A 25,810-nucleotide genomic window follows, 5' to 3' on the forward strand; every position below is an offset into this window, starting at 1 on the left:
CAGGGGGCGGCGGAGGGGTGGCCTGTGAAAGGGAGCACCCCTCGTATGCTCACCTGCGATTGCCGCGGGCGCCCTCGGTGCCCCCGGTGCCGAGCCAGCCGGCCAGCTTGCCGCCGTGGCCGACCGCGCGCAGCCGCGCCTCGGCGGCGTCCCGCACGGGGTCCGTGGCGACCACCAGGAGCTCGTCGCCGCGGCGCAGCCCCGTGGTCGGCAGCGGCACGAAGGACGTCCCGTCGCGGACGACCAGGGTGACGGCGGCCCCGGTGGGCAGCCGAAGCTCGTTGACCTCGACGCCGTGCATCCTGGAACCCTCCGGGATCGTCACGGACAGCAGGTGCCCGCGCAGCCGTTCCAGGGGCGCCGACTCGATGCCGAGGTCGGCCGCCTCGTCGCCCTTGCCCAGGCGCAGCTTGCGGGCCAGCCACGGCAGCGTCGGGCCCTGCACCAGGGTGTAGACGACGACCAGTACGAAGACGATGTTGAAGATGCGGTGGCTGCCCGCGACGCCCTCCACCATGGGGATCGTCGCCAGGATGATGGGCACCGCGCCGCGCAGCCCGGCCCAGGACATCAGGGCCTGCTCCTGCCACGGCACCCGGAAGGGCACCAGGCACAGCACGACGCTCAGCGGGCGCGCCACCATGGTGAGCACCAGCCCGATGACCAGGGCGGGCAGGATGTCGTCGCCCAGCTCGTGCGGGGTGACCAGCAGGCCGAGCAGCACGAACATGCCGATCTGGGCGAGCCAGCCCAGCCCGTCGGCGAAGCCCCGGGTGGCGGGCCAGTGCGGCAGCCGCGCGTTGCCCATGACCATCGAGGCGAGGTAGACGGCCAGGAAGCCACTGCCGTGGGCCATCGCACCGGCCGCGTAGGCGGCGATGGCGATCGACATGACGGCGATGGGGTAGAGGCCGGAGGCGGGCAGCGCCACGTGCTTGAGCCCCCACGACCCGAGCCAGCCGACCGCGAGCCCGATGGCCGCGCCGATGGCCAGCTCCAGGGCGATCTCGCCGAGGAGCACGTACCAGTGCTCGATCGGTCCCGCCGTGGAGAAGGCGACCACGAGGATGACCACCGGAGCGTCGTTGAAGCCGGACTCGGCCTCCAGCGTGCCCGTTATCCGCTTGGGCAGCGGAATCCGGCGCAGCACGGAGAAGACGGCCGCGGCGTCCGTGGAGGAGACCACGGCCCCGACGATCAGTGCCTGCCGCCACTCCAGCCCGGTGAGGTAGTGCGCGCCCGCCGCGGTCACGCCGACGCTCACCGCGACGCCGCCCAGCGCCAGCGCGGAGGCGGCCGGGAGCGCCGGTTTCGCCTCCTTCCACTTCGTGCCGAGTCCGCCCTCGGCCAGGATCACGACCAGGGCCCCGTAGCCGATGACCTGGACGAGTTCGGCGTTGTCGAATTGGATGTCGCCGATGCCGTCCTGGCCCATGGCGACGCCGATGGCCAGGTAGACGAGCAGGCTGGGGAGCCCGCTGCGCGAGGAGATCCGGACCGCCGCCACGGCGATGAGCAGGACGAGCGAGCAGACGAGCAGGAGCTGGTTGAGGTGGTGGACAGTCAGCGGCCGTTCCCTTTCCCTGGCGCACCGCATGGATCACAGCGCGGGCGAGCGCGCCCGCTCGGCGCGTGAGGCGTACACCGGTGGTGCACCGGCGCACCACCCCATGGCACACGAATCCGCCACACTCTGCGGGCAACTACTTCGTTACCTTACCTAACTCTTGACGCTTTCTTGACGCTCGGCTTGGCAAGATCGAACGCCCGTGCGTCCCTGTACCCGACTCCGCGTCAAGGCGGAGCCGGGCCTGCGCCTAGAGTTGCCCCAGCGTCCGGCGTTCAGCGCCCGGCGCTCCGTACGAAGCACAGCCCGCCCCTGCCGCTCGTGTTAGGACAGCAAGGACAGCGATGCCCCCCACCACCACCGCCTCCACGGGTCAGCAGGCCGGCACGTCCGGCAGGAAGAAGGCGCGCAAGGGGCGCAAGGGCCGCCTGCTCGTCCTCGTGCTGGTCCTGGCCCTCATCGGCGGCCTCGCCTACGGGGCGTACTGGTCGATCAGCACGGTCCGGGCGTCCTTCCCGCAGACCAAGGGCTCGATCACGCTGGACGGCCTGTCGGGCCCGGTCGACGTCAAGCGCGACGGGTACGGCATCCCGCAGGTCTACGCCTCCACCGAGGAGGACCTGTTCATGGCGCAGGGCTACGTCCAGGCGCAGGACCGGTTCTACGAGATGGACGTACGCCGGCACATGACCGCCGGGCGCCTGTCGGAGATGTTCGGCAAGAGCCAGATCGACAACGACGAGTTCCTGCGCACGCTGGGCTGGCACCGGGTGGCGAAGAAGGAGTACGACGAGAAGCTCTCGGACTCCACGAAGAAGTACCTCCAGGCGTACTCCAAGGGCGTCAACGCCTATCTGAAGGGCAAGGACGGCGCGGACCTCTCCCTGGAGTACGCGGCCCTCGGTTTCACCAACGACTACAAGCCCCAGGCGTGGACCCCGGTCGACTCCGTGGCCTGGCTGAAGGCGATGGCCTGGGACCTGCGCGGCAACATGCAGGACGAGGTCGACCGCGCGCTGATGACCAGCCGCCTCGGCCCCAAGCAGATCGCCGACCTCTACCCGGCCTACCCGTACGACCGCAACAAGGCGATCGTCCAGGAGGGCCAGTACGACGAGCTGACCGAGACGTTCGACGGCGGTGGTGCGTCGGGCGGCGACGAGAGCGACGGCACGGGCACCGGCACGGGGACCGGTACGGGCACGGGCACGGGTACCGGCACCGGTACGGGATCCGGAAGCGCCCTGGAGGGCCAACTGGCCGGTCTCCAGAACGTCCTGGACAACGTCCCCACCGCCGTCGGTGTGAACGGCAACGGCATCGGCTCCAACTCGTGGGTCGTCTCCGGCAAGCACACCATCACCGGCAAGCCGCTGCTGGCCAACGACCCGCACCTGTCGCCGTCCCTGCCCTCCGTCTGGTACCAGATGGGCCTGCACTGCCGCACCGTCTCCGACAAGTGCCGGTACGACGTCGCCGGATACACCTTCGCCGGCATGCCCGGCGTGGTCGTCGGCCACAACCAGGAGATCGCCTGGGGCCTGACCAACTCCGGCGCCGACGTCACCGACCTCTACCTGGAGAAGATCACCGGCGAGGGCTACCAGTACGACGGCAAGGTGGTCCCCTTCGAGACGCGCGAGGAGACCATCAAGGTCGCCGGCGGCGACTCCAAGAAGATCGTCGTCCGTGAGACGAACAACGGCCCCCTGCTCTCCGACCGCGACGACGAGCTGGTGAAGACCGGCAAGAAGGCCACCGTCGAGACCGCCGCCCCCGACCGCGGCGACGGGTACGGCGTGGCGCTGCGCTGGACCGCGCTCGAGGCGGGCACCTCCATGGACGCCGTCTTCGCCATCGACCGGGCGCGGAACTGGGACGACTTCCGCGAGGCCGCCACGCTGTTCGACGTGCCCTCGCAGAACCTGGTCTACGCCGACGAGGAGCACATCGGCTACACGCTGCCGGGCCGGATCCCGGTGCGCGCGGAGGGCCACGACGGCTCCGTCCCGGCGCCGGGCTGGGACCCGAAGTTCCGCTGGACCGGCGAGTACATCGACCAGGACGAACTGCCCTACGAGTACGACCCGGAGCGCGGCTACATCGTGACCGCCAACCAGGCCGTCGTCGACGCGGACAAGTACCCGTACACGCTCACCACGGACTGGGGCTACGGCGCCCGCAGCCAGCGCATCACCTCCCTGATCGAGCAGAAGATCAAGGACGGCGGCAAGATCTCCACCGACGACATGCGCCAGATGCAGCTGGACAACAGCAGCGAGATGGCCAAGCTGCTCGTGCCCCAGCTGCTGAAGATCGACATCGCCGACAAGGACGTCCGCGAGGCGCAGAAGCTGCTGGAGGGCTGGGACTACACCCAGGACGCCGACTCGGCCGCCGCCGCCTACTTCAACGCGGTCTGGCGCAACATCCTCAAGCTCGCCTTCGGCAACAAGCTGCCCAAGGAACTGCGGGTCGAGGGCCAGTGCCTGTGGGTCGACCCGGTCAACACCACCGGCCCCGCGGACGAGACCAACAAGGTCCGCGAATGCGGCCAGCGCGACGCCGACCAGGCGCAGCCGGACGGTGGCGACCGCTGGTTCGAGGTGGTCCGCACGCTGCTGGAGAAGCCGAAGAGCGACTGGTGGACGACGCCGGCCAACGGCACCCGCAAGGGCGCCGACCACAACCGCGACGACCTGTTCAAGCGCGCCATGACCGACGCCCGCTGGGAGCTGACCGCCAAGCTCGGCAAGGACATCGACACCTGGAACTGGGGCCGCCTGCACCGCCTGTTCCTGAAGAACCAGACCCTGGGCACCGAGGGCCCCGGCTTCCTGAAGTACGCCCTCAACCGCGGCCCCTGGAAGCTCAGCGGCGGCGAGGCGGCGGTCAACGCCTCCGGCTGGAACGCGGCCGGCGGCTACGGGGTGATCTGGGTGCCGTCCATGCGGATGGTGGTCAACCTCGGCGACCTCGACAAGTCCCGCTGGATCAACCTCACCGGCGCCTCCGGGCACGCCTACAGCGCCCACTACACGGACCAGACCGACAAGTGGGCGAACGGCGAGCTGCTGCCGTGGTCCTTCACGAGGAAGGCCGTCGACGAGAGCACGAGCGACACGCTGGTGCTCAAGCCGTAGCCGGACCCGTCCCCGCCGACGGACGGCGAAACGGCCTCCACGCACGCGTGGAGGCCGTTTCGCCGTCCGGCACCCGTGGGTCCGGGCGTCAGCGGAACCGGCGCACCCCCGACGGCGTCACCACCGCGTCCACCGGCCGGTCGTGCGGCTCCGCGGGGACGTGCTCGACGACCTCCCCGTCGTAGAGCAGCACCAGCAGCGCGGGGCGCGCGCCCGCCGCTTCCAGCCGGGCCAGCACCCGGTCGTACGAGCCGCCCCCGCGCCCCAGGCGCAGCCCGCGGCCGTCCACCGCGACCCCCGGCAGCAGCACGACGTCCGCCCGCGTCACCGCCTCCGGCCCCAGCCGCTCACCGGCGGGCTCGAACAGCTCCATCCGCCCGCCGTGGCGCACGCGCGCCAGGGAGCCCTCCCCGGTGTACTCGCCCCAGTCCAGGTCGTTGTCCGGCAGCAGTGCGGGCAGCAGCACGCGCACCCCCCGCGCGCGCAGCGCGTCCAGGAGCGCGAGGGTGCCCGGTTCGGCGCCCACGGAGACGTACGCCGCCACGGCGTGCGCCCCCGCGACCTCCGGCAGTCCGAGTGCCCGCCGGGCCAGCGCGTCCGCGGATTCCCGCACGTCATCCGGCGTCATCCTGTTACGCGCCGCGAGGAGGTCCCGCCGCAGGAGGCGCTTGCCGGGTCCGTCCGCGGGGTCGTTGTGAGGCAATGGTCACTCCCGTACCACTCTGATCTGCTCATATGAGCGTAGAGGCTCAGGCGACACAGATTCTCCCGATAGGCACCGGATATGGTGGCGCGCATGACTCAGTCCCACCCCAGGATCAGCAAGGCTGTCATCCCAGCAGCCGGTCTCGGTACCCGGTTCCTGCCGGCCACCAAGGCCACTCCCAAGGAGATGCTGCCGGTCGTCGACAAGCCGGCGATCCAGTACGTGGTCGAAGAGGCCGTCACCGCCGGCCTTGGCGACGTCCTCATGGTCACCGGCCGCAACAAGCGCCCCCTCGAGGACCACTTCGACCGCAATTACGAACTGGAGTCCGCCCTCCAGAAGAAGGGCGACGCGAGCCGCCTGGCCAAGGTCCAGGAATCCAGCGACCTCGCGATGATGCACTACGTCCGCCAGGGCGACCCCAAGGGCCTCGGCCACGCCGTGCTGTGCGCCGCCCCGCACGTCGGCCACGAGCCCTTCGCGGTCCTGCTCGGCGACGACCTGATCGACCCGCGCGACCCCCTGCTCCAGCGCATGATCGACGTCCAGGAGCAGTACGGCGGCAGCGTGATCGCCCTCATGGAGGTCGCGCCGGAGCAGATTCACCTCTACGGCTGCGCGGCCGTGGAGAGCACCGCGGACAGCGACGTGGTCAAGGTCGGCGGACTGGTCGAGAAGCCGGACCCGGCCGACGCCCCGTCCAACTACGCCATCATCGGCCGCTACGTGCTCGACCCGCACGTCTTCGACATACTCCGCAAGACCGAGCCCGGCCGCGGCGGCGAGATCCAGCTGACCGACGCCCTCCAGCAGCTCGCCGAGGACGAGTCCGTCGGCGGCCCGGTGCACGGCGTCGTCTTCAAGGGCCGCCGCTATGACACCGGCGACCGCGGCGACTACCTGCGTGCCATTGTCCGACTCGCGTGCGAACGTGAGGACCTGGGCCCGGACTTCCGGACCTGGCTCCGCAGTTACGTAGCCGAGGAGATGCAGGGACGTTGAGCAGCAGCGCGCACCGTGACACCGGCCACGACCACGCCGCCGCGGGCCCCGGCCCGGACCGGCTGTGGTCGGTGCAGGACCACCTGGACGACGTCCTCGCCACCGTCCGCCCCCTGGACCCCATCGAGCTGAACCTGCTCGACGCCCAGGGCTGCATGCTGGTCGACGACATCACGGTGCCGCTGTCCCTGCCGCCGTTCGACAACAGCTCCATGGACGGGTATGCGGTGCGGGTCACCGATGTGGCGGGCGCCAGCGAGGAGTTCCCCGCCGTCCTGGAGGTCGTCGGGGACGTCGCCGCCGGCCAGACCGACCCGATCGCCGTGGGCCCCGGCCAGGCGGCGCGCATCATGACCGGCGCCCCGCTGCCGCGCGGCGCGGAGGCCGTCGTGCCCGTGGAGTGGACCGACGGCGGGTCGGGCGCGGGCCCGGTCGCCGGGATGCGGGCCCGCAGTCTGGCCCCGGAGGGCGCCGAGGGCCATGTGCAGGTGTACCGGCCGGCCGAGGAACGCGCGCACGTGCGCGCCAAGGGCAGCGACGTCCGCTCCGGCGACCGCGCCCTGGCGGCGGGCACCGTCCTCGGCCCCCCGCAGATCGGCCTGCTGGCCGCGATCGGCCGGGGCACGGTACGGGTGCGCCCGCGCCCGCGCGTGGTGGTGCTCTCCACCGGCAGCGAACTCGTCCAGCCCGACGAACAGCTGGCGCCTGGTCAGATCTACGACTCCAACAGCTTCGCCCTCACCGCGGCCGCCCGCGACGCCGGCGCCATCGCCTACCGGGTGGGTGCGGTCGCCGACGACGCCGAGACCCTGCGGGCCACCATCGAGGACCAGCTGGTGCGCGCCGACCTGATGGTCACCACCGGCGGGGTGAGCGTCGGTGCGTACGACGTGGTCAAGGAGGCGCTGGCGCACGTCGGCGACGAGGACGAGCCGGGCGGCGGCGTGGACTTCCGCAAGCTCGCCATGCAGCCGGGCAAGCCCCAGGGCTTCGGCTCCGTCGGCCCCGACCACACCCCGCTGCTCGCCCTGCCCGGCAACCCGGTCTCGTCGTACGTCTCCTTCGAGCTGTTCGTGCGTCCCGCGATCCGCACCCTCATGGGGCTGCCCGACGTGCACCGTCCGACGGTCACCGCGTCCCTGGCCGCGGACAAGGCGCTGACCTCGCCGAAGGGCCGCAGGCAGTTCCTGCGGGGCAGTCACGCCGGCGGTTCGGTCACTCCCGTCGGCGGCTCCGGCTCGCATCTCGTGGCCGCCCTCGCGCAGGCGAACGCGCTGATCGTCGTCCCCGAGGACACCGAGTCCGTCGAGCCCGGCACCGAGGTCGAGGTGGTCCTGCTCGGCTGAGCGGGGCCCGATGGCGGTAGCGTGTCGCGCACAGCAGGCCCACGCGCCGCACCGCGCCGGGCCAGGACCGGGAGCGCCACACGAGCATGAGTACCCAGGACCGGCCGTCCGGGAGCGGGCAGGACCCGCAGGACCGGCTGACGCACATCGACGAGGCGGGCGCCGCCCGGATGGTCGACGTGTCCGGCAAGGACGTGACCGCCCGCACCGCCCGCGCCAGTGGACGCGTCCTCGTCGCGCCCCGCGTGGTCGAGCTGCTGCGCGGCGAGGGCGTGCCGAAGGGCGACGCCCTGGCCACCGCGCGGATCGCGGGCATCATGGGCGCCAAGCGCACCCCCGACCTGATCCCGTTGTGCCACCCGTTGTCGGTCTCCGGTGTGAAACTGGACCTGTCGGTCGCGGACGACGCCGTGGAGATCACCGCCACGGTGCGGACGACGGATCGCACGGGCGTCGAGATGGAGGCGCTCACCGCGGTCTCCGTCGCCGCCCTCACCGTGGTCGACATGGTCAAGGCGGTCGACAAGGGAGCGGTCATCACGGACGTGCGGGTGGAACAGAAGACGGGCGGCAAGTCCGGCGACTGGACCAGGTCATGACGCCGGACGCCGGCGTGGGAGGCGCCCTCCTCGGGCCGTACGCCGCCCTGGTGGTCACGGCGTCCAACCGGGCCGCCGCCGGTGTCTACGAGGACAGGGGCGGACCCCTGATCGCCGAGGGGCTGCGCCGCTTCGGCTTCGCCGTCGACGGCCCGCAGGTCGTGCCCGACGGCGACCCCGTGCGGGCCGCCCTCCGCGCGGGCGTCGAAGCGGGCTTCGACGTGATCGTCACCACCGGCGGCACCGGCATCTCGCCGACCGACCGCACCCCGGAGGCCACCCGGGCCGTGATCGACCGGGAGGTCCCGGGCATCGCGGAGGCGATCCGGGCGTACGGCCGCGACAAGGTGCCGGCCGCGGCGCTCTCCAGGGGACTGGCCGGAGTGGCGGGCGGCACGCTGATCGTCAACCTGCCGGGCTCCTCCGGCGGGGTGAAGGACGGCCTCGCGGTGCTGGAGCCGCTGCTGAAGCACGCCGTGGACCAGATCCGCGGCGGCGACCACCCGAGACCAGCCAGCGGTGGGGGTGCGAGCTGAACGGCCCGTCCTGGCCCGCCGAGCTGACGGACGGCGACATCGTCCTGAGGCCGATAAAGCTGCGCGACCAGCGGACCTGGCGCGAGGTCAACCGGCGCAACCGGGACTGGCTGCGACCGTGGGAGGCCACCATCCCGCCGCCCGGGCCCGGCGGCCCGATCGCGCACCGGCCGACCTACCGGCAGATGGTGCGGCACCTGAGGTCCGAGGCCCACGCGGGCCGGATGCTGCCGTTCGTCATCGAGTACCAGGGGCGGCTGGTCGGCCAGTTGACGGTGGCCGGCATCACCTGGGGCTCGATGTGCTCCGGACACGTCGGCTACTGGGTGGACGAGGCGGTGGCCGGCCGCGGGGTGATGCCGACGGCCGTGGCGCTGGCCGTGGACCACTGTTTCCGCACCGTCGGACTGCACCGCGTCGAGGTCTGCATTCGCCCCGAGAACGCGCCGAGCCGCCGGGTGGTGGAGAAACTCGGATTCCGCGAGGAGGGTCTCAGGCCGCGTTATCTCCACATCGACGGAGCCTGGCGGGACCATCTCGTCTTCGCGCTCACCGCGGAAGAGGTTCCCGAAGGACTGCTGCGGCGATGGCACCGGTCACGGCACCGCAGTACCCCCAACGCGGGGAACAGCGGCAGCACCGGCAACGCCGGGAATTGAATAAACGTTCGAAATTGATCGGGCCGTGACCATCCCGAAGCGGATAATTTCGCGGTCCTGGCAGTCGGCTGATCGGATCGATCACAAGAAAAGTTCGAAATATCAGCCAGATCGTGCGACACACCGGCTCAATTGGCGGATGGCCTCACGCAAACCCCTCTACCGTGTGAGGCGTGAGCAGCAGCGGCCTCATCTACGCAGTCATCGTCGGGGCCTGGGCCGCCTACTTGGTGCCGATGTGGCTCCGTAGGCAGGACGAGCTGAACGAGGCCCGTCCGACCGAACGCTTCAGCACCGCCATCCGGCTCCTGTCCGGACGGGCGGGCATGGAGCGCCGGTACGCCAAGGACCTGCGGTCGCGCCCCGCCGACGAGGCGGGGCCCGACGCCGACGCTCCGGACGCCGTCACCGACTCGGTGGACGTCCGGGCCTTCGCCGTGTCCCGGACCCGACGGCACACCCGGCCGACCCCGCCCCGGCAGGCGGCGGAGCGGCCCGAAACGGCGCGCCCGCGGGCGGGCGGCCCCGAGGACGGGCCGAGACCCGGACAGTCCGCGGAACCCGGCCGCCAGGCCGGCACCGGCGCGGCACCGGCGCGGGAGCGGGTGCCGCAGGCGCGTCGCGCACCCGTCTCACCGGGGGCCGCGGCACGGGCCCGGCGCAGCAAGGCGCTCGCCCGCCGCCGGCGCACCACCGTGATGCTGTTCCTTGCCTTCACGCTCGGCTCGGTCGTCGCGGCGGTCGGCGGGCTCGCGTTCCTGTGGGCGCCGGGAGTGCCCGCGGTGCTGCTCAGCGCCTACATCGCCCATCTGCGGGCGCAGGAGCGCCGGCGCTTCGCCTTCCAGATGGACCGCCGCCAGGCCGAGGCCGCCGCACAGCGACTGCGCGACCGCGACCCGCGCCCGCGCCGGCGCGGACCCGCCCCCGCCGCTCCCGGCACCGTCGGCGACCTCGACGCCGAGGAGCCGGACGACGGACCCGAGACGGAGTCCGGCGCCGGAATGTCCGCGCTCGCCGCGGACCGGCGCGCCCTGGTCGAGCAGACCGACCACGCCGAATGGGTCGACCAGCAGCGGGAACGCCGGGGGCGCCCGCAGGGCGACAGCTGGGACCCGGTGCCGGTGCCCCTGCCCACCTACGTGACCGCCCCGGTCGCCCCCCGCGCCACGCCCGACGTGGACCTCGCGGCGCCGGACGCGTGGAGCTCGGCCCGCTCCTCGGCCGTCGCACCCGACCAGGAGGACGCCGCCCGGGCCTCCGGCGCGGACCGGGACCGCCCGGCGGACGCACCGGCGCACGCACCGGCCGAGGAGCGCCCGGAGGCCCCTGCCCGCAGCGGTGCCCGCCGTGCCGCGTCGGCCCGCCGGGCCCGGGAGCGGGGCCGCACGCCGCTCTTCGACCAGTACGACGACGGCGACCGACCCCGCGCGGCCAACGAGTAGCCGGAAGGGATTTTTGTGCAGGCCGGACGGGGTGCTAGAGTTTCACTCGTTGCAAGGGCCTGTGGCGCAGTCTGGTAGCGCACCTCGTTCGCATCGAGGGGGTCTGGGGTTCAAATCCCCACAGGTCCACGCACATTGACGAAGGTCCCGTCCGATCATCACGATCGGACGGGACCTTCGTCGTTCCCCGGCCCAGACTCAACTCCGGCCCCGGCACCGCCCGCGCCGCCGAGACGCATCCGTGATCATGTACAGCGCAACCATCGGTGTTTCCCATGGGTCACCTGTGCGCGGTGTCACGCAGTGGCACCTTCTTGTCGTCCGGGGAACGGAAGAAGCACACATGAGACCTAGCTCCCTGCGCTCGCCGTGGACGCGTGCGGCCGTGGCCGGGGCGGCCGCCGCCGGGCTCGCCGCGGCCGGACTGGCCGGCGTCGCCCACGCGGCGGACGACCAGCCACCGCTGCCCGTCACGATCACCGGTCCGGACCGGGTGGACCTGGCGCTCGACGGAGCCGAGGGCGAACCGGGGCGGCCGCAGATCGAACTCGGGCTCGCCGGCCCGGGGGAGTACGACCCGGACAGCGACACGGACCCGAAGCCGATCCCCAACAGCGGCTACAAGGTCACCATCGACGCCACCGCGCTCAAGGGCTTCGCCAAGGTCGGCCTGCCGGATTCCTGCGACGTCGACGACCTGGTCGCGGTCTGCCGGGAGAGCAGCCTCTACCCCGGCGACATCCACAACCCGTTCTGGGACATCCGGCTCGACCTGCTGGACACCGCCGAGGCCGGCGACCACGGCACCATCAAGGTCACCGGCAAGGGCGAGGGCCTGGAGTTCAACAAGCACACCGTCGACGTCCTCGTCGGCGGCCCGGAACTGCTGAAGAAGAAGCTCCCCGCCGAACCCGCGGGTTTCCGTCCCGGCGACACCTACGACGCGCCGCTCGGCTTCCGCAACGTCGGCAGCATGCCCGCCCACGGCGTCGTGCTCCGCTTCGCCGGCACCCGCGGCCTCTCCTTCCCCGAGTCGTACGACAACTGCTCGTACGCCGAGGAGAACAAGGACAACCTGATCCGCTACCGCCAGGTCGCGCTGTGCACCTTCGAGGGCGAGTTCCTGCACGGCATGGCCTACGAACTGAGCGAGCCGGTAGAGGTGAAGACCGCGGACTTCGCGCTCGGCGACATCTTCACCTACGGCTTCGACGCCGTCGGCGCAGAAGCCGCCGACGAACTGCGGGCGGGCGCCGGGCACCGGAAGGGAACCGGCAGGACGCTCACCCTCGAGCCGGTCGAGAGCGGCCACGTCGGCGACTACTCCAAGTACGCCGAGATCGACCTGCCCACGCAGAACACCTACGACCTCGACCTCACCGGGGCGCGGGTCGCGGGCGAGCAGGGCGAGACGGTCACCGTCGACGTCCGCATGAGCAACCACGGGCCCGCCTGGATCGGGTCGCTGCGCGCGGGCGGCGAACCGCTCGGCTTCAGCGTGCAGATCCCCGAGGGCGCCAGCGTCGTGGACAGCCCCTGCAACCCCGTGAACGACGAGTCCCCGTCCGAGTACCTCTGCTTCACCAACACCCCGTTCCTGGAGGACGACGCGCGCACCTTCCCCTTCGAGCTGCGCATCGACAAGGTCGTCGCGGGCGCCAAGGGCAAGATCGCGCTGCCCGACCACGACAACCCCTGGGAGGGCGACCCCTCCAACGACACCGGCTGGATCGTGCTGAACGGCACGGGGGACGAGGAGACGCCGGGCGACAGCGGCGGCGGCACCGGCGGCCCGGACACCACGGGCGGTACGGACACCACCGGCGGCTCGCAGACGATGGGCGGCACCGGGACGACCGGCGGCTCGGACACGGCCGGCGGCACCACCGGCGGGACTTCCACCGCCGGGACCACCGGCTCCACGACCGGTGGTACGACCGGCGGCCAGTCGCCCCAGGGCGGTCGGGGCGGCGTGCTGGCCTCCACCGGCTCCACGGTGCTGCTCGGCTCGGCCGGCGCGGCCCTCGCGCTCGCGGCGGGCGGCGTCCTGTACGCCGTCTCACGCCGCCGCAGGACGGGCGGCACCGCGGCCTGACACCGGCCGCGACGCGCGGCTACCGGACCCGGAGTGCCTTCGCGTAGCAGAGGCTGTCCTCGTGGAAGCGGTAATAGCCGAACTTCCCGCAGGGCTCGTAGCCGCTGGACGTGTACAGGGCCACGGCCTCCGGCTGCTTGGTGCCCGTCTCCAGCACCATCCGGGTCCGGCCCGCCGCACGGGCGTCCTCCTCCAGGGCGGCCAGAATGCGGCGGGCCAGCCCGCGCCCGCGCACCTGCTCGATCACGAACATCCGCTTGAGTTCGGCGTCCCCGTCGAGATTGCCCTCGTCGTTGGCGTCCTGGCTGCGCCAGCCGCCCGAGGCGACGGGGACGTCGTTCTCGTCGTACGCGATCAGGTACTGGCCGTTCGGCGGCGCGAAGTCCGACGGGTCCAGGTGCGTGGCGTCGCCGCCGTCGCCGTAGCGGACGTCGTACTCGGCCTGCACCTCGTCGTTGAGCTTGACGGCGTCGGGGTGGTCGAAGGGGACCCGGCGTATGTTCATTCTTCCTACCGTATATCGATGCGGAGTCCGGAGCGGGACACCGTCCAGTGTGCCGGTATCGTGCCGGGATGCTCACCGTGACCTCCGTCAACGTCAATGGCCTGCGCGCCGCCGCGAAGAAGGGCTTCGTGGAGTGGCTCGCCGGCACCTCCGCCGACGTGCTGTGCCTCCAGGAGGTGCGGGCCGAACCCCACCAACTGCCGGACCACGCCGGCGCGCCCGAGGGCTGGCACGTGACGCACGCCCCCGCCGCCGCCAAGGGCCGCGCCGGTGTCTCCCTCTACACGCGCCGTGAGCCCGACGCCGTCCGCGTCGGTTTCGGCTCGACGGAGTTCGACACCAGTGGCCGCTACGTCGAGGCCGACCTGCCCGGTGTGACGGTCGCCTCCCTCTACCTCCCCTCCGGCGAGGTCGGCACCGAGCGCCAGGACGAGAAGGTGCGCTTCATGGGCGAGTTCCTGGCCTACCTGAAGGAACTGCGCGAGCGCGCCGCCGCCGAGGGGCGCGAGGTCGTCGTCTGCGGCGACTGGAACATCGCCCACCGCGAGGCCGACCTGAAGAACTGGCGCGCCAACAAGAAGAACTCCGGGTTCCTGCCGGAGGAGCGGGAGTGGCTCGGCCGCATCCTCGACCCGGCGGAGGGCGGGTACGTGGACGTGGTGCGCGCGCTGCACCCGGACGTCGAGGGACCGTACTCGTGGTGGTCGTACCGGGGGCGGGCCTTCGACAACGACGCAGGTTGGAGGATCGACTACCACGTCTCCACTCCCGGGCTGGCCGCCAAGGCCGTCAAGGGGTACGTCGAGCGTGCCGCCACGCACGCCGAGCGGTGGTCCGACCACGCGCCGGTCACGGTGGTCTACGACCGCTGAGGGCCCCGCCCCGTCCGCTCAGTCCGTCTGCTTGCGCATCCGCCGGTCCAGCGCCAGGGACAGCTCCGCCTCCACCACGCTGCGGGCCAGCGGGCGCAGGCGGTGCAGTTCCGGTTCGGGGGCGTGGCGCAGTATCAGGTCGGCGAAGAGTTCCGCGAGGGCGTCGGCGTGCTCGCGGACGCGGACGCCGGCCTGGAGGACCTCGCCGAGCGGGATGCCCTCGCGGACCAGGGCGGAGGAGACCTCCAGCAGGCGGTGGCTGATGTGGACCAGTTCGTCGCCGTCGGTGCCGAGGTAGCCCAGCTCCATCGCGGCGGCCAGGTTCTCCGGGGTGACCTCGCCCTCGAAGCGGGCGGCGAGTTCCTCGGGGGTGAGGCGGACCGGGGTCTCCTCGGTGGGCTCGCCGAGGCCGAGCAGGTCGCCGACGTCGCGGCCGTGGTCGAAGGCGTCGGCCAGTTCCGCGATGCCGTTGAGGGTGTGCCCGCGTTCCAGCAGCGCGGCGATGGTGCGCAGCCGGGCCAGGTGGTGGTCGTCGTACCAGGCGATGCGGCCCTCGCGGCGGGGTGGCGGGATCAGTTTGCGTTCGCGGTAGAAGCGCAGGGTGCGCACCGTGATGCCGGCCAGCCGGGCCAGTTCCGCCATGCGGTATTCGCGCTTCTCGGTCACGGCACGACCCTATGGCGTACCCGGGGTAACTTTCCTCCGTCCGCCCCCTACCCATGAGTACGGAGCTGTTCTACGCTCCCATTGCGCCAGTGTTCACTGGCACGGTTCCAGTGGTTCCGAACGGTTCCAGACGGTCCAGGCAAGCGTGGAGGCTCCGGAATGGCCGAGCACGAGCAGGTTCACGAACACGTACGGGTGGCGGTGATCGGGTCCGGTTTCGGCGGCCTCGGGGCCGCCGTGCGGCTGCGGCGCGAAGGGATCACCGACTTCGTCGTACTGGAGCGGGCGGGGAGTGTCGGCGGGACCTGGCGCGACAACAGCTATCCCGGCTGCGCCTGCGACGTGCCGTCCCACCTGTACTCCTTCTCCTTCGCGCCCAACCCCGAGTGGCCGCGCACCTTCTCCGGGCAGGAGCACATCCGCGCCTACCTGGAACACGTCGCCGACACCTTCGGGCTCCGTCCCCACCTCCGCTTCGACTCGGAGGTGAAGCGGATGGCATGGGACACCGAGCAGCTGCGGTGGGAGATCGAGACCGTGCGCGGCACCCTCACCGCCGACGTGGTCGTCTCCGCGACCGGGCCGCTGTCCGACCCCAAGGTCCCCGACATCCCGGGGCTCGACACCTTCCCCGGCAAGGTCTTCCACTCGGCCCGCTGGGACCACGACTACGACCTCGCCGGCCGGCGCGTCGCCATGATCGGCACCGGCGCCTCCGCCATCCAGATCGTGCCGTCGATCCAGCCGAAGGTGGACCGGCTCACCCTCTTCCAGCGCACCCCGGCCTGGGTGATGCCGCGCGTGGACCGGGCCATCAGCGGCGCCGAGCGGGCCCTGCACCGGGCGCTGCCCGCCACCACCAAGCTCCGCCGCGGGCTGCTGTGGGGCATCCGCGAGCTCCAGGTGCAGGCGTTCACCAAGCACCCCAACGAGCTGGGCTTCGTCGAGCAGATCGCCAAGCGCAACATGGGCGCCGCCATCAAGGACCCGGCCCTGCGCGCCAAGCTCACCCCCGACTACCGCATCGGCTGCAAGCGGATCCTGCTGTCGAGCACCTACTACCCGGCGCTCGCCAAGCCCAACGTGGACGTGGTCGCCAGCGGCCTGAGCGAGGTCCGCGGGTCGACGCTCGTCGCCGCCGACGGCACCGAGGCCGAGGCCGACGCGATCGTCTTCGGCACCGGCTTCCACGTCACCGACATGCCCATCGCCGAGCGGGTCGTGGGCGCCGACGGGCGGACCCTCGCCGAGACCTGGAAGGGCGGGATGGAGGCGCTGCGCGGCGGCACCGCGGCCGGCTTCCCCAACTTCATGACGGTCATCGGGCCCAACACCGGACTCGGCAACTCGTCCATGATCCTGATGATCGAGTCCCAGCTGAACTACCTGGCCGACTACCTGCGCCAGCTGAACGTCCTCGGCGGCCGCACCGCCCTCGACCCGCGCCCCGCCGCCGTGCGCAACTGGAACCACCGCGTGCAGGAGCGCATGAAGCGCACGGTGTGGAACACCGGCGGCTGCACCAGCTGGTACCTGGACGCCAGCGGCCGCAACACCACCGTCTGGCCCGGCACCACCGCCGAGTTCCGGCGCGAGACGCGGCGCGTGGACCTCGCGGAGTACCAGGTGCTGCGCCCGGCCCCCGCGCAGGTCGGGGCGAAGGCCGCCGAGGCGGACACCGGCGCGGACACCGGCGCGGACGCGGAGGTGAGCGCGTGAGCCGCCTGCTGCGCGTCGCCGACGGCCCGTACGCCCCGCCCGTGCCCGCCCGCGAGCTGACCGTCACCGCCGCCGACGGCGCCCGCGTCCACGTCGAGGTGCACGGCCCCGAGAACGCGCCCGCGGTCGTCCTCGCGCACGGCTGGTGCTGCTCCACCGCCTTCTGGGCCGCGCAGATCCGCGCACTGGCCGCCGACCACCGGGTCATCGCCTACGACCAGCGCGGCCACGGACGCAGCCCCGCCAACCCGGCGTACGGCACCGAGCCGCTCGCCGACGACCTCGAAGCCGTGCTGGAAGCCACCCTCGCGCCGGGCGAGCGGGCCGTGATCGCCGGTCACTCCATGGGCGGGATGACGCTGATGGCGGCGGCGACGCGGCCCGCGGTGCGCGAGCACGCGGCGGCCGTCCTGCTGACCAGCACGGGCAGCGCACGGCTGGTGGCGTCCGCCACCGTGGTGCCGATGCGGGCGGGCCGGGTGCGCACCTGGCTGACCCGGCGCATCCTCGGCTCCCGGGCCCCGCTCGGGCCGGTCACACCGCTCGCCCGCCGGATCCTCAAGTACGGAACGATGGGGCCCGGTTCGGCCCCGCACATGGTCGACGCCTGCGCCCGGATCGTGCACTCCTGCCCGAGCCGGGTCCGGCACGGCTGGTCCCAGGTGCTGGACCTGCTCGACCTCGACCACGGCGTGCGGGAGCTGCGGATGCCGGCGGAGATCGTGGTCGGTACGGCGGACCGGCTGACGCCGCCCGAGCACGCCCGCGCGCTGGCCGCCGCGCTGCCCGACTGCGTGGGCCTGACGGAACTCCCGGGAGTCGGCCACATGACGCCGGTGGAGGCCCCGGACCTGGTCACCGGCAAGATACGGGCGCTCGCCGCCACCTACATATCCAGCGCACGCGGTGAGCGTGCCGTACCCGTCGAGGAGAGCGCATGAGCAGGGTGAGCCTGGAAGGACGCGTCGCCGTCGTCACCGGAGCCGCGCGGGGCGTGGGGGAGTTGATGGCCCGCAAGCTGTCCGCGCGCGGGGTGAAGGTGGCGCTGGTCGGCCTGGAGCCGGACGAACTCAAGCAGGTCTCCGCCCGGTTGCACAGCGACAGCGACCACTGGCACGCCGACGTCACCGACCACGAGGCGATGGCCCGGGTGGCGAAGGAGGTGAAGGATCGTTTCGGGAAGGTCGACATCGTCGTCGCCAACGCGGGGGTGGCCACCGGCGGACCCTTCGTCGACTCCGACCCGGAGTCCTGGCGCCGGGTGATCGAGGTCAACCTGATCGGCTCGGCCGTCACCGCCCGCGCCTTCCTGCCCGCCCTGCTGGAGAGCCGCGGCTACCTGCTCCAGATCGCCTCGCTGGCCGCCCTCACCCCCGCCCCGATGATGAGCGCCTACTGCGCCTCCAAGTCCGGCGTCGAGGCGTACGCGCACAGCCTGCGCGGCGAGGTCGGGCACCGCGGCGTGAAGGTCGGCGTCGGCTACCTGTCCTGGACCGACACCGACATGGTGCGCGGCGCCGACCAGGACGACGTCATGCGGGAGTTGCGGCAGCGGCTGCCCTGGCCGACCAACAGGACCTACCCGCTGGGCCCGGCCGTCGACCGGCTGGTGGAGGGCGTCGAACGCCGCTCCGCGCACGTCTACGGGCAGTGGTGGCTGCGCGGCATGCAAGGTGTGCGCGGCTACCTGCCGGCCCTCGTCGGCACCGTCGGACAGCGTGAGATGCGGCGCTTCGGCGACCGGCTGAACGGCAGGCGGATCGGCCTGGTCGGTGCCGGTGGAGCGGCCGACGAACACCGTCCGACCAGCGCGACTACGGTCCGTAAGTGATCGACATGCGCAGGGTCACCGCTCGTGTGAATCTGATCGAGCGCCCGGCCGATCCGGTCGGGCCCGATCACCACAGGAGTGAACCCACATGGGTATGAAGGACCAGTTCCAGGACAAGGCCGAGCGCATGCAGCAGCAGGGCAAGCAGCGGGCCGAGCAGGCGCGGGACCAGTTCCAGAACCGCGACCGCCGTCGCGACGAGGACGAGATCGACCCGTCCTCCCCGGCCTCGCGTCGCCGCGAGTCGGAGCACCAGGACCCGTCCTCGCGCCGTCGTGACGAGGACGAGCGCCTCCAGGACAGCTTCGACGCCTGACGCGCCGCCGCTGAGGTGAGAGGGCGCCCTCCCCGGTCGATCCGGGTGGGCGCCCTTTCCCGTGCCACCGAGGTTTTCCCCGGAGCTTCTACTCCCGCGGCGGCAGCGGCGGACGCGACCGGTCCGGTACGGCCTCGTAACCGGGCGGTGTGGCGGGCGGATTGGTCTCCAGCAGCTCCAACGCCAGCCGCACCGCCTCGTCCAGGACCGGGTAGCGCCCCTCGGCCCAGTCCAGCGGGGTGCGCAGCGCCTCGACGTCGGGGGCGACGCCGTAGTTCTCCACGGACCAGCCGTAGGCGTCGAACCAGGCCGCGTTCATCGGCACCGTGATCACCGAGCCGTCGCCGAGGCGGTGCCGGCCGGTCATGCCGACCACCCCGCCCCAGGTGCGCTGCCCGACCACCGGGCCGAGGCGCAGCAGCTTGAACGCCGCCGTGATCATGTCGCCGTCGGAGGACGTCGCCTCGTCGGCGACCGCGACGACCGGACCGCGCGGCGCGTTGGAGGTGTACGACACCGGCTGGGCGTCCCGGGTCAGGTCCCAGCCCAGGATGGTGCGGGTCAGCTTCTCGATGACCAGCTCGCTGATGTGCCCGCCCGCGTTGCCGCGCACGTCCACGATGAGCGCGGGCCGGGACACCTCCATGCGCAGGTCGCGGTTGAACTGCGCCCAGCCGGAGCCGCCCATGTCGGGGATGTGCAGGTAGCCGCACCGGCCGCCGCTCAACTCCCGTACCACCTCGCGGCGTTTGGCCACCCAGTCCTGGTAGCGCAGGGGGCGTTCGTCGACGAGCGGCACGACGGCGACCCGGCGGGAGGGACCCTGGCACCCCTCGGCGGGCGCGAAGGTCAGCTCCACCGTCGTACCGCCCGCGCCCGCGAGGAGCGGGGACGGGCCGAGGACCGGGTCCACCGGGCGGCCGTCGACGTGGGTCAGCACCGCCCCGTCGCGGATGCCCGTGCCGGCCAGCGGGGAGCGGGCCTTGGAGTCGGAGGAGTCGCCCGGCAGGATCCGCCGGACCAGCCATCGCCCGTCCCGGCAGGCCAGGTTGGCGCCGAGCAGGCCCTGCCAGCGCTGGTAGTGCGCCGGGCCCTCGTTGCGCCGGGCGGCGACCACGTAGGCGTGCGAGGTGCCCAGCTCACCCAGCACCTCGCGCAGCAGGTCGGCGAACTCGTCGGGGGAGGCGACCCGTTCGAGCAGCGGACGGTACTGGTCCAGGACCGCGTCCCAGTCGATGCCGCACATGCCGGGGTCCCAGAAGTAGGCGCGGATCAGCCGCCCCGCCTCGTCGTAGGCCTGGCGCCACTCGGCGGCCGGGTCGACCTCGTGCAGGATGCGGCGCAGGTCGATCCAGGTGGTCGAGTCGCCGTCGCCCACCTCGCTCGCCGGTACGGCCCGCAGCTCGCCCTCGTCGAGCACGACCAGGCGGCTGCCGTCGCCGCTGACCCGGAACCAGTCCAGGTGGTCGACCAGCTCCGACTTCTTCGCCTTGGCCAGGTTGAAGTGCTCCAGGGTGGGACGCTCGCTCGGGTCCGCCGGGTTGGCGAAGGTCTCGCCGAGCGCGCCGGAGATCGGCCAGCGCAGCCAGACCAGGCCGCCGCCCGCGACCGGCTCCAGCGCCGAGTACTTGGAGGCGGTGACCGGGAACGGCGTCACCCGGCTCTCCAGACCCTCGACCTCGACCATCACCGCGCCGCCCTCGCCGGGCTCGTCCTCCAGCGGGTCCAGGCCGCCCGCGGCCGGGCGGCCCTCGGGGTTGAGGGCGAAGGGGGAGGGGGTCGCGGAGGACAGCGGCACCAGATAGGGACGGCAGCCCAGCGGGAAGGACAGGTCGCCGGTGTGCACGTCGTACACCGGGTCGAAGCCGCGCCAGGACAGGAAGGCGAGGTAGCGGCCGTCCCGGGTGAACACCGGGTTCTCGTCCTCGAAGCGGCCGTTGGTGACGTCGACGACGAGGGTGCCCTCCGGGCCGTCGATCCGGGCCATCTTGATCTGCCGCAGGGTGCGTCCGATGCCCGGGTGCGACCAGGTGAGCCAGGTCCCGTCGGGGGAGAAGGCGAGGTCGCGCACGGGGCCGTTGACGGACCGGATCAGCTCGGTGACCTGGCCTCCGGCGGTCGCGGGGGAGCCCTGGGAGCCCGGCGTCACGGTGCCCCCGGCGGCGGCGTCGGCGATGTCCCCGGTGCCGGTGCCGGTGCCGGCGGCGATGTCCCGGGTGTCGGTGTCCTCGGCGGGGGCGTCCGGGGCGCTGTCCGCCCGGGCGGCCGTTCCCGCCGCGTCCTCGTCCCCCGCGTCCGGCGGATACCCGGCGTCCACCGCCTCCAGCGCCAGCGTCACCTCCGTGTCCGGCTCCGCGACGTCGAGGATCAGCAGCCGTCCGTCGTGCGAGGCGACGGCGAGCCGGTCGCCCGCCGGGTCCGAGACCAGCTCCAGTACCCGGCCCAGGCGCCCGGAGGCGAGCCGCCGGGCCGCGCGGCCGCCGGTCGCCCGGGGCAGGTAGGAGATCTCGACCGCGTCCTCGCCCTCCGCGTCCGTCACGTACGCGATCCGCCCGCTCTCCCCGAGCATCTCCGGCAGCCGCACCCGTACCCCCGGGGTGTCCGCGATGGTGCGGGCCGGGCCGTCGCGGTGGGTGAGCCAGTACAGGCTGCCGCGCACCACGACGGCGCTCGCGCGGCCGGTCTCGTCCACGGAGATGCCGCCCACGTGCTGGGCCGCGGGCACCTGGTGCGTACGGCGCCCTGCACGCGGACCGCTCAGCCGTACGTCGAGCCGGCGCGGCGCCGAGCCGGGCGCGAGGTCGTCCACGATCCACAGGTCGCCCGCGCACTGGTACACCACCCGGGTGCCGTCGCTCGCGGCGTTGCGGGCGTAGAACGCGTCGTGGTCGGTGTGGCGGCGCAGGCCGGTGCCGTCCTGGGCGCAGGAGTACAGGTTGCCGACGCCCTCGTGGTCGGAGAGGAAGGCGATCCGGCCGCCGACGAACATCGGGGCGGAGAGGTGCCCGCCGAGGTCGGGCAGCAGCCGCTCGCCGTGCAGCCAGAGCCGGCCCGTGGCGCCGCCCCGGTAGCGCTTCCAGGCGGCGGGCTCGTGCGGCGGGGTGCCGGTGAGCAGGAGGGTCCTGCGTTCGCCGTCCAGGTCGGCGGCCTGGATGTCGGTGACCGGGCCCCAGGGCAGCTTGCGGCCGGGGTCGCCGTCGGGGGTGACCTTGTAGGCCCAGGTGAGGTGCGAGAAGGGCTCGCCGTGCGAGGCCACGGCGAGGACCGCGGTGGTGCCGTCGGGGTCGGGGGGCGACCAGCCGCAGACCCGGGTGTCGAGGCCGCCCCAGTGGGTGAGCTGCCGTCCGGGGCCGCCGTCCACCGGCACGAGATGGACCTCCGGCACCAGAGTGCGCCAGCTGGTGTACGCGATGTGCCGGCCGTCGGGGGAGAAGCGCGGGGGACCGGCCTTGGTGCGGTCGACGGTGAGCCGCCAGGCCCGGCCCGGACCGTCGAGGGACGCGAGCCAGAGGTCGTCCTCGGCCACGAAGCACAGCTGGTCGCCACTGAGGTGCGGAAGGCGCAGATAACTCACCCGCCCCATGCTTTTCCGGGCGCCGCGCACCGGCAACTTATGCGGTGCCGACAACCGTGACCCAGACCACGAACGAAACCGTTTCGTTTCGCTAGGCGCTGGGGTACATTCGTCATGTACGAAACGGTGTCGTTCCGGTCGAGTGGACCGGCCGACCGGACGGAGAGGAGTGAGCGAGATGACGGAGACCGCCACCGCGCGCCGCAGCCGGATCACTCCCGAGCGCGAGGCCGAGCTGTACGAGGCCGTGCTCGACCTGCTCCGCGAAGTCGGCTACGACGCCCTCACCATGGACGCCGTGGCCGCCCGCACCCGGTCCAGCAAGGCGACGCTCTACCGCCAGTGGGGCGGCAAGCCGGAGCTGGTGGTCAAGGCCATCCGGCACAACAAGCCCGGCGAGATCGGCGGCGTCGACACCGGGTCGCTCCGCGGCGACCTGCACGCCCTGATGGTGCGTGAGGACGACTGCACCATGGAACAGAACTCCGCGCTGATGCGGGGCGTCGCCATGGCGCTGCACCAGAACCCGGACCTGCGCCAGGCGTTCCGGGAACAGCTCATCGAACCGGAGATGGCGGAGTTCCAGCGCGTGCTGCAACGCGCCGTCGACCGCGGTGAGATCAGAGCGGACTGTCCGGCGCTGGACTTCCTCGTGCACATGATGGTCGGCGGATTCGCCACCCGCACGCTGCTGGACGACCAGCCGCCGACCCGGGAGTTCCTCGCCTCCTACATCGACGCCGTGATCCTCCCCGCCCTCGGCGTCTCCACCCACTGACCTCCCCACGCAGTCTCCGACCCCCACCTGAGCCCCACCTGACGTAACCGCTCACGTCGTCGGGCTGATCACCCCTGCCCTGAAGACCCACGACCTGACCGGGAGTACGCCCTCGTGGCCACGTTCCTCTACAAACTCGGCCGGCTCGCCTTTCGCCGACGGCACTTCGTCGCCCTGATCTGGGTGGCCCTGCTGACGCTCGCCGGCGTCGGCGCCGCCAGCGCCCCGCCCGCCGGCAACTCCTCCTTCTCCATCCCCGGAACGGAGGCCCAGAAGGCCTTCGACCTGCTGGAACAGCGCTTCCCCGGGGCGAGCGCCGACGGGGCGACCGCACGGGTCGTCTTCAAGGCGCCCGCCGGCGAGACGATGACGGACGCCGGAAACAAGGCGACCGTCGAGAAGACCGTCGACGAACTGGCGGACGGCTCCGAGGTCGCCTCGGTCGCCGACCCCTACACGGGCAATGCCGTCAGCGAGGACGGCACCATCGCCTACGCCTCGGTGAAGTACGACGTCTCCGGCATGGAGCTGGAGGAGTCCACCAAGGACGCCCTGGAGGACGCCGCCCAGCAGGCGCGCGACGCCGGGCTGACCGTCGAGATCGGCGGTGACGCGCTCCAGGCCGTCCCGGAGACCGGCGCCACCGAGGTCATCGGCATCGCGGTCGCCGCCGTCGTCCTGGTCATCACCTTCGGTTCCCTGGTCTCGGCCGGGCTGCCGCTGCTCACCGCCCTGATCGGCGTCGGCATCGGCGTCTCCTCGATCACCGCGCTGGCGAGCGCGCTCGAACTGGGCTCGACCACCTCGATCCTGGCCATGATGATCGGCCTCGCGGTCGGCATCGACTACGCCCTGTTCATCGTCTCCCGCTACCGCGCCGAACTCGCCGAGGGGCGTGAACGCGAGGAGGCCGCCGGACGGGCGGTCGGCACCGCGGGCTCCGCGGTCGTCTTCGCCGGCCTCACCGTCGTCATCGCCCTGGTGGGTCTCGCGGTCGTCAACATCCCGATGCTCACCAAGATGGGCATCGCGGCGGCCGGCACCGTCGCCATCGCGGTCCTGATCGCCCTGACGATGATCCCCGCGCTGCTCGGCTACGCCGGTCGCAGGGTCAAGCCCGCCGGGGCGAAGGGCAAGCGGCTGGGCCGCTCCCGCAAGGGTGAGCCGAAGCCGGACCGGCCGGCCGGGCAGCCGAAGGCCAACCTGGGCACCCGCTGGGCGAGCTTCGTCGTCCGCCGCCCCCTCGCCGTCCTCCTCCTGGGCGTCATCGGCCTCGGCGCCGCCGCGGTCCCCGCGGCCTCCCTGGAGCTGGGCCTGCCCGACGACGGCTCCCAGCCGACGTCCACGACCCAGCGCCGCGCCTACGACCTGCTCTCCGAGGGCTTCGGCCCCGGCTTCAACGGCCCCCTGATGGTCGTCGTGGACGCGAAGGGCAGCGACGCGCCCAAGGACGCCTTCACCGACGTCGAGCAGCGGATCAAGGGCCTCGACGGCGTCGTGGCGGTGGCCCCGCCCGCGCCCAACAAGGGCGGCGACACCGCGACGATCACCGTGGTCCCGGACTCCAAGCCGTCCTCCGTGCAGACCGAGGACCTGGTGCACGCCATCCGTGACGCGGGCGGCGACGTAGAGGCGAAGACCGGCGCCGAGACCCTGGTCACCGGCGCGACGGCGATGAACATCGACGTCAGCCAGAAGCTCAACGACGCGCTGGTGCCGTACCTGGTCCTGGTCGTCGGCCTGGCCTTCCTCCTGCTCATCGTGGTCTTCCGCTCGATCCTGGTCCCGCTGAAGGCGGCCCTCGGCTTCCTGCTCTCCGTCATGGCGGCGCTCGGCGCGGTCGTCGCGGTCTTCCAGTGGGGCTGGCTGTCCGGCCTGATGGGTGTCGAGGAGACCGGACCCGTCATGTCGATGATGCCGATCTTCATGGTCGGCGTGGTCTTCGGCCTGGCGATGGACTACGAGGTCTTCCTGGTCACCCGCATGCGGGAGGCCTACGTCCACGGCGAGAAGCCGAACCAGGCGGTCGTCACCGGCTTCAAGCACGGCGCCCGGGTCGTCACCGCCGCCGCGGTGATCATGATGGCGGTCTTCGCGGGCTTCATCGGCTCCAGCGAGTCCATGGTCAAGATGATCGGCTTCGGCCTCGCGATCGCCGTCTTCTTCGACGCCTTCGTCGTCCGCATGGCCATCGTCCCGGCGGTCCTCGCCCTGCTCGGCAAGAAGGCCTGGTGGCTGCCGAAGTGGCTGGACCGCGCGCTGCCCAACGTGGACGTCGAGGGCGAGGGCCTGCGCACCGCCGCAGAGCGCGGCACCGGCCCCGACGAGGACCGGGAGCTGGTGCGCACCTGACCCGCCACCGCCGCCTCTGACCGGAGGACGACAACAGACCAGCCGGTGAGGGCTCCGTGGGGACGGGGCTGCCCTCACCGGCTTCCTCCGTCCCGGGGCACC

General features: G+C 72.4%; 20 protein-coding genes and 1 tRNA gene. 16 read left to right on the forward strand and 5 right to left on the reverse strand.

Annotation, left to right across the window (positions count from 1 at the left end):
- Nucleotides 1-49: 49 nt before the first annotated feature.
- A complete protein-coding gene (locus R2E43_RS22250) occupies nt 50-1,597 on the reverse strand; it encodes a potassium/proton antiporter (protein ID WP_003975632.1) in 1,548 nt (515 codons plus the stop codon).
- Nucleotides 1,598-1,911: 314 nt separating this feature from the next.
- On the opposite strand from R2E43_RS22250, the gene R2E43_RS22255 reads away from it, so the two are divergent.
- A complete protein-coding gene (locus tag R2E43_RS22255; RefSeq protein ID WP_030870569.1) occupies nt 1,912-4,710 on the forward strand; it encodes a penicillin acylase family protein in 2,799 nt (932 codons plus the stop codon).
- An 88-nt stretch (nt 4,711-4,798) separates the two neighbouring features.
- Here the strand turns inward: R2E43_RS22255 and R2E43_RS22260 are convergent, their stop codons facing one another.
- Nucleotides 4,799-5,413, reverse strand: coding sequence for a 5-formyltetrahydrofolate cyclo-ligase (locus tag R2E43_RS22260; protein ID WP_030870564.1), 615 nt, complete (start codon nt 5,411-5,413; stop codon nt 4,799-4,801).
- 93 nt (nt 5,414-5,506) lie between these two features.
- Between R2E43_RS22260 and galU the strand changes: the two genes are divergently transcribed.
- The 8 genes from galU (at nt 5,507) to R2E43_RS22300 (ending at nt 13,095) form a co-directional block, all read left to right on the forward strand.
- Nucleotides 5,507-6,418 carry a UTP--glucose-1-phosphate uridylyltransferase GalU gene (gene galU, locus R2E43_RS22265; protein WP_003975635.1) on the forward strand — a complete coding sequence of 304 codons (912 nt, stop codon included), beginning with the start codon at nt 5,507-5,509 and terminating at the stop codon, nt 6,416-6,418.
- Nucleotides 6,415-7,764, forward strand: coding sequence for a molybdotransferase-like divisome protein Glp (glp, locus tag R2E43_RS22270; protein ID WP_408649116.1), 1,350 nt, complete (start codon nt 6,415-6,417; stop codon nt 7,762-7,764). The genes galU and glp overlap by 4 nt, the downstream gene beginning before the upstream one ends.
- A gap of 86 nt (nt 7,765-7,850) precedes the next feature.
- Entirely contained in the window at nt 7,851-8,363 is a 513-nt protein-coding gene (gene moaC, locus R2E43_RS22275; RefSeq protein WP_011028813.1) for a cyclic pyranopterin monophosphate synthase MoaC, read from the forward strand.
- Nucleotides 8,360-8,899 (forward strand): MogA/MoaB family molybdenum cofactor biosynthesis protein, encoded by a 540-nt coding sequence (locus tag R2E43_RS22280; protein ID WP_011028812.1) that lies wholly within the window; start codon nt 8,360-8,362, stop codon nt 8,897-8,899. The genes moaC and R2E43_RS22280 overlap by 4 nt, the downstream gene beginning before the upstream one ends.
- On the forward strand, nt 8,896-9,558 hold the full coding sequence (locus tag R2E43_RS22285) for a GNAT family N-acetyltransferase (protein WP_030870558.1): 663 nt from the start codon (nt 8,896-8,898) through the stop codon (nt 9,556-9,558). Before R2E43_RS22280 ends, R2E43_RS22285 begins: the two co-directional genes overlap by 4 nt.
- Nucleotides 9,559-9,731: 173 nt before the next feature.
- Nucleotides 9,732-11,000, forward strand: coding sequence for a divisome protein SepX/GlpR (gene sepX / locus R2E43_RS22290; RefSeq protein WP_003975639.1), 1,269 nt, complete (start codon nt 9,732-9,734; stop codon nt 10,998-11,000).
- A 55-nt stretch (nt 11,001-11,055) separates the two neighbouring features.
- Nucleotides 11,056-11,129, forward strand: a tRNA-Ala gene (locus R2E43_RS22295).
- A 214-nt stretch (nt 11,130-11,343) separates the two neighbouring features.
- On the forward strand, nt 11,344-13,095 hold the full coding sequence (locus tag R2E43_RS22300) for a hypothetical protein (protein WP_332056506.1): 1,752 nt from the start codon (nt 11,344-11,346) through the stop codon (nt 13,093-13,095).
- Between the two features lie 19 nt (nt 13,096-13,114).
- Here the strand turns inward: R2E43_RS22300 and R2E43_RS22305 are convergent, their stop codons facing one another.
- Nucleotides 13,115-13,600: a GNAT family N-acetyltransferase gene (locus tag R2E43_RS22305; RefSeq protein WP_003975641.1), complete on the reverse strand. Its 486-nt coding sequence runs from the start codon at nt 13,598-13,600 to the stop codon at nt 13,115-13,117.
- A 68-nt stretch (nt 13,601-13,668) separates the two neighbouring features.
- Here R2E43_RS22305 and R2E43_RS22310 point away from each other — a divergent pair, with 68 nt between their 5' ends.
- Nucleotides 13,669-14,472 carry an exodeoxyribonuclease III gene (locus R2E43_RS22310; RefSeq protein ID WP_093456342.1) on the forward strand — a complete coding sequence of 268 codons (804 nt, stop codon included), beginning with the start codon at nt 13,669-13,671 and terminating at the stop codon, nt 14,470-14,472.
- Nucleotides 14,473-14,490: 18 nt separating this feature from the next.
- On the opposite strand, the gene R2E43_RS22315 is transcribed toward R2E43_RS22310, so the two are convergent.
- Nucleotides 14,491-15,138: a MerR family transcriptional regulator gene (locus R2E43_RS22315; RefSeq protein WP_030870553.1), complete on the reverse strand. Its 648-nt coding sequence runs from the start codon at nt 15,136-15,138 to the stop codon at nt 14,491-14,493.
- Between the two features lie 159 nt (nt 15,139-15,297).
- Here R2E43_RS22315 and R2E43_RS22320 point away from each other — a divergent pair, with 159 nt between their 5' ends.
- The 4 genes from R2E43_RS22320 to R2E43_RS22335 all read left to right on the forward strand — a co-directional run bounded on the left by R2E43_RS22320 (nt 15,298) and on the right by R2E43_RS22335 (nt 19,004).
- Entirely contained in the window at nt 15,298-16,857 is a 1,560-nt protein-coding gene (locus tag R2E43_RS22320) for a flavin-containing monooxygenase (RefSeq protein ID WP_332056507.1), read from the forward strand.
- Entirely contained in the window at nt 16,854-17,798 is a 945-nt protein-coding gene (locus tag R2E43_RS22325) for an alpha/beta fold hydrolase (RefSeq protein ID WP_332056508.1), read from the forward strand. Before R2E43_RS22320 ends, R2E43_RS22325 begins: the two co-directional genes overlap by 4 nt.
- Entirely contained in the window at nt 17,795-18,688 is an 894-nt protein-coding gene (locus tag R2E43_RS22330) for an SDR family oxidoreductase (RefSeq protein WP_003975646.1), read from the forward strand. Before R2E43_RS22325 ends, R2E43_RS22330 begins: the two co-directional genes overlap by 4 nt.
- A gap of 88 nt (nt 18,689-18,776) precedes the next feature.
- The gene (locus R2E43_RS22335; RefSeq protein WP_003975647.1) at nt 18,777-19,004 is read left to right on the forward strand and encodes a hypothetical protein; all 228 of its coding nucleotides are present in this window, start codon (nt 18,777-18,779) and stop codon (nt 19,002-19,004) included.
- 88 nt (nt 19,005-19,092) lie between these two features.
- Here R2E43_RS22335 and R2E43_RS22340 read toward each other — a convergent pair whose 3' ends face one another.
- Entirely contained in the window at nt 19,093-22,587 is a 3,495-nt protein-coding gene (locus R2E43_RS22340; RefSeq protein WP_193486705.1) for a S41 family peptidase, read from the reverse strand.
- A gap of 169 nt (nt 22,588-22,756) precedes the next feature.
- On the opposite strand from R2E43_RS22340, the gene R2E43_RS22345 reads away from it, so the two are divergent.
- Both R2E43_RS22345 and R2E43_RS22350 read left to right on the forward strand, forming a co-directional pair.
- Complete coding sequence (locus tag R2E43_RS22345; RefSeq protein WP_193486703.1) at nt 22,757-23,356, forward strand: TetR/AcrR family transcriptional regulator; 600 nt, start codon at nt 22,757-22,759, stop codon at nt 23,354-23,356.
- Between the two features lie 114 nt (nt 23,357-23,470).
- The gene (locus tag R2E43_RS22350; protein WP_011028805.1) at nt 23,471-25,708 is read left to right on the forward strand and encodes an MMPL family transporter; all 2,238 of its coding nucleotides are present in this window, start codon (nt 23,471-23,473) and stop codon (nt 25,706-25,708) included.
- The last annotated feature ends 102 nt before the right edge of the window (nt 25,709-25,810 follow it).

This window comes from Streptomyces violaceoruber (assembly GCF_033406955.1).
Classification (GTDB): Bacteria; Actinomycetota; Actinomycetes; order Streptomycetales; family Streptomycetaceae; genus Streptomyces; species Streptomyces violaceoruber.

Coding starts and splice junctions, on each gene's coding strand:
- R2E43_RS22255 (WP_030870569.1), top strand. CDS start 1,912: ATGCCCCCCACCACCACCGCCTCCACGGGTCAGCAGGCCGGCACGTCC.
- R2E43_RS22310 (WP_093456342.1), top strand. CDS start 13,669: ATGCTCACCGTGACCTCCGTCAACGTCAATGGCCTGCGCGCCGCCGCG.
- R2E43_RS22335 (WP_003975647.1), top strand. CDS start 18,777: ATGGGTATGAAGGACCAGTTCCAGGACAAGGCCGAGCGCATGCAGCAG.
- R2E43_RS22280 (WP_011028812.1), top strand. CDS start 8,360: ATGACGCCGGACGCCGGCGTGGGAGGCGCCCTCCTCGGGCCGTACGCC.
- moaC (WP_011028813.1), top strand. CDS start 7,851: ATGAGTACCCAGGACCGGCCGTCCGGGAGCGGGCAGGACCCGCAGGAC.
- galU (WP_003975635.1), top strand. CDS start 5,507: ATGACTCAGTCCCACCCCAGGATCAGCAAGGCTGTCATCCCAGCAGCC.
- R2E43_RS22340 (WP_193486705.1), bottom strand. CDS start 22,587: ATGGGGCGGGTGAGTTATCTGCGCCTTCCGCACCTCAGTGGCGACCAG.
- R2E43_RS22250 (WP_003975632.1), bottom strand. CDS start 1,597: ATGCGGTGCGCCAGGGAAAGGGAACGGCCGCTGACTGTCCACCACCTC.
- R2E43_RS22305 (WP_003975641.1), bottom strand. CDS start 13,600: ATGAACATACGCCGGGTCCCCTTCGACCACCCCGACGCCGTCAAGCTC.
- R2E43_RS22320 (WP_332056507.1), top strand. CDS start 15,298: ATGGCCGAGCACGAGCAGGTTCACGAACACGTACGGGTGGCGGTGATC.
- R2E43_RS22300 (WP_332056506.1), top strand. CDS start 11,344: ATGAGACCTAGCTCCCTGCGCTCGCCGTGGACGCGTGCGGCCGTGGCC.
- R2E43_RS22345 (WP_193486703.1), top strand. CDS start 22,757: ATGACGGAGACCGCCACCGCGCGCCGCAGCCGGATCACTCCCGAGCGC.
- R2E43_RS22330 (WP_003975646.1), top strand. CDS start 17,795: ATGAGCAGGGTGAGCCTGGAAGGACGCGTCGCCGTCGTCACCGGAGCC.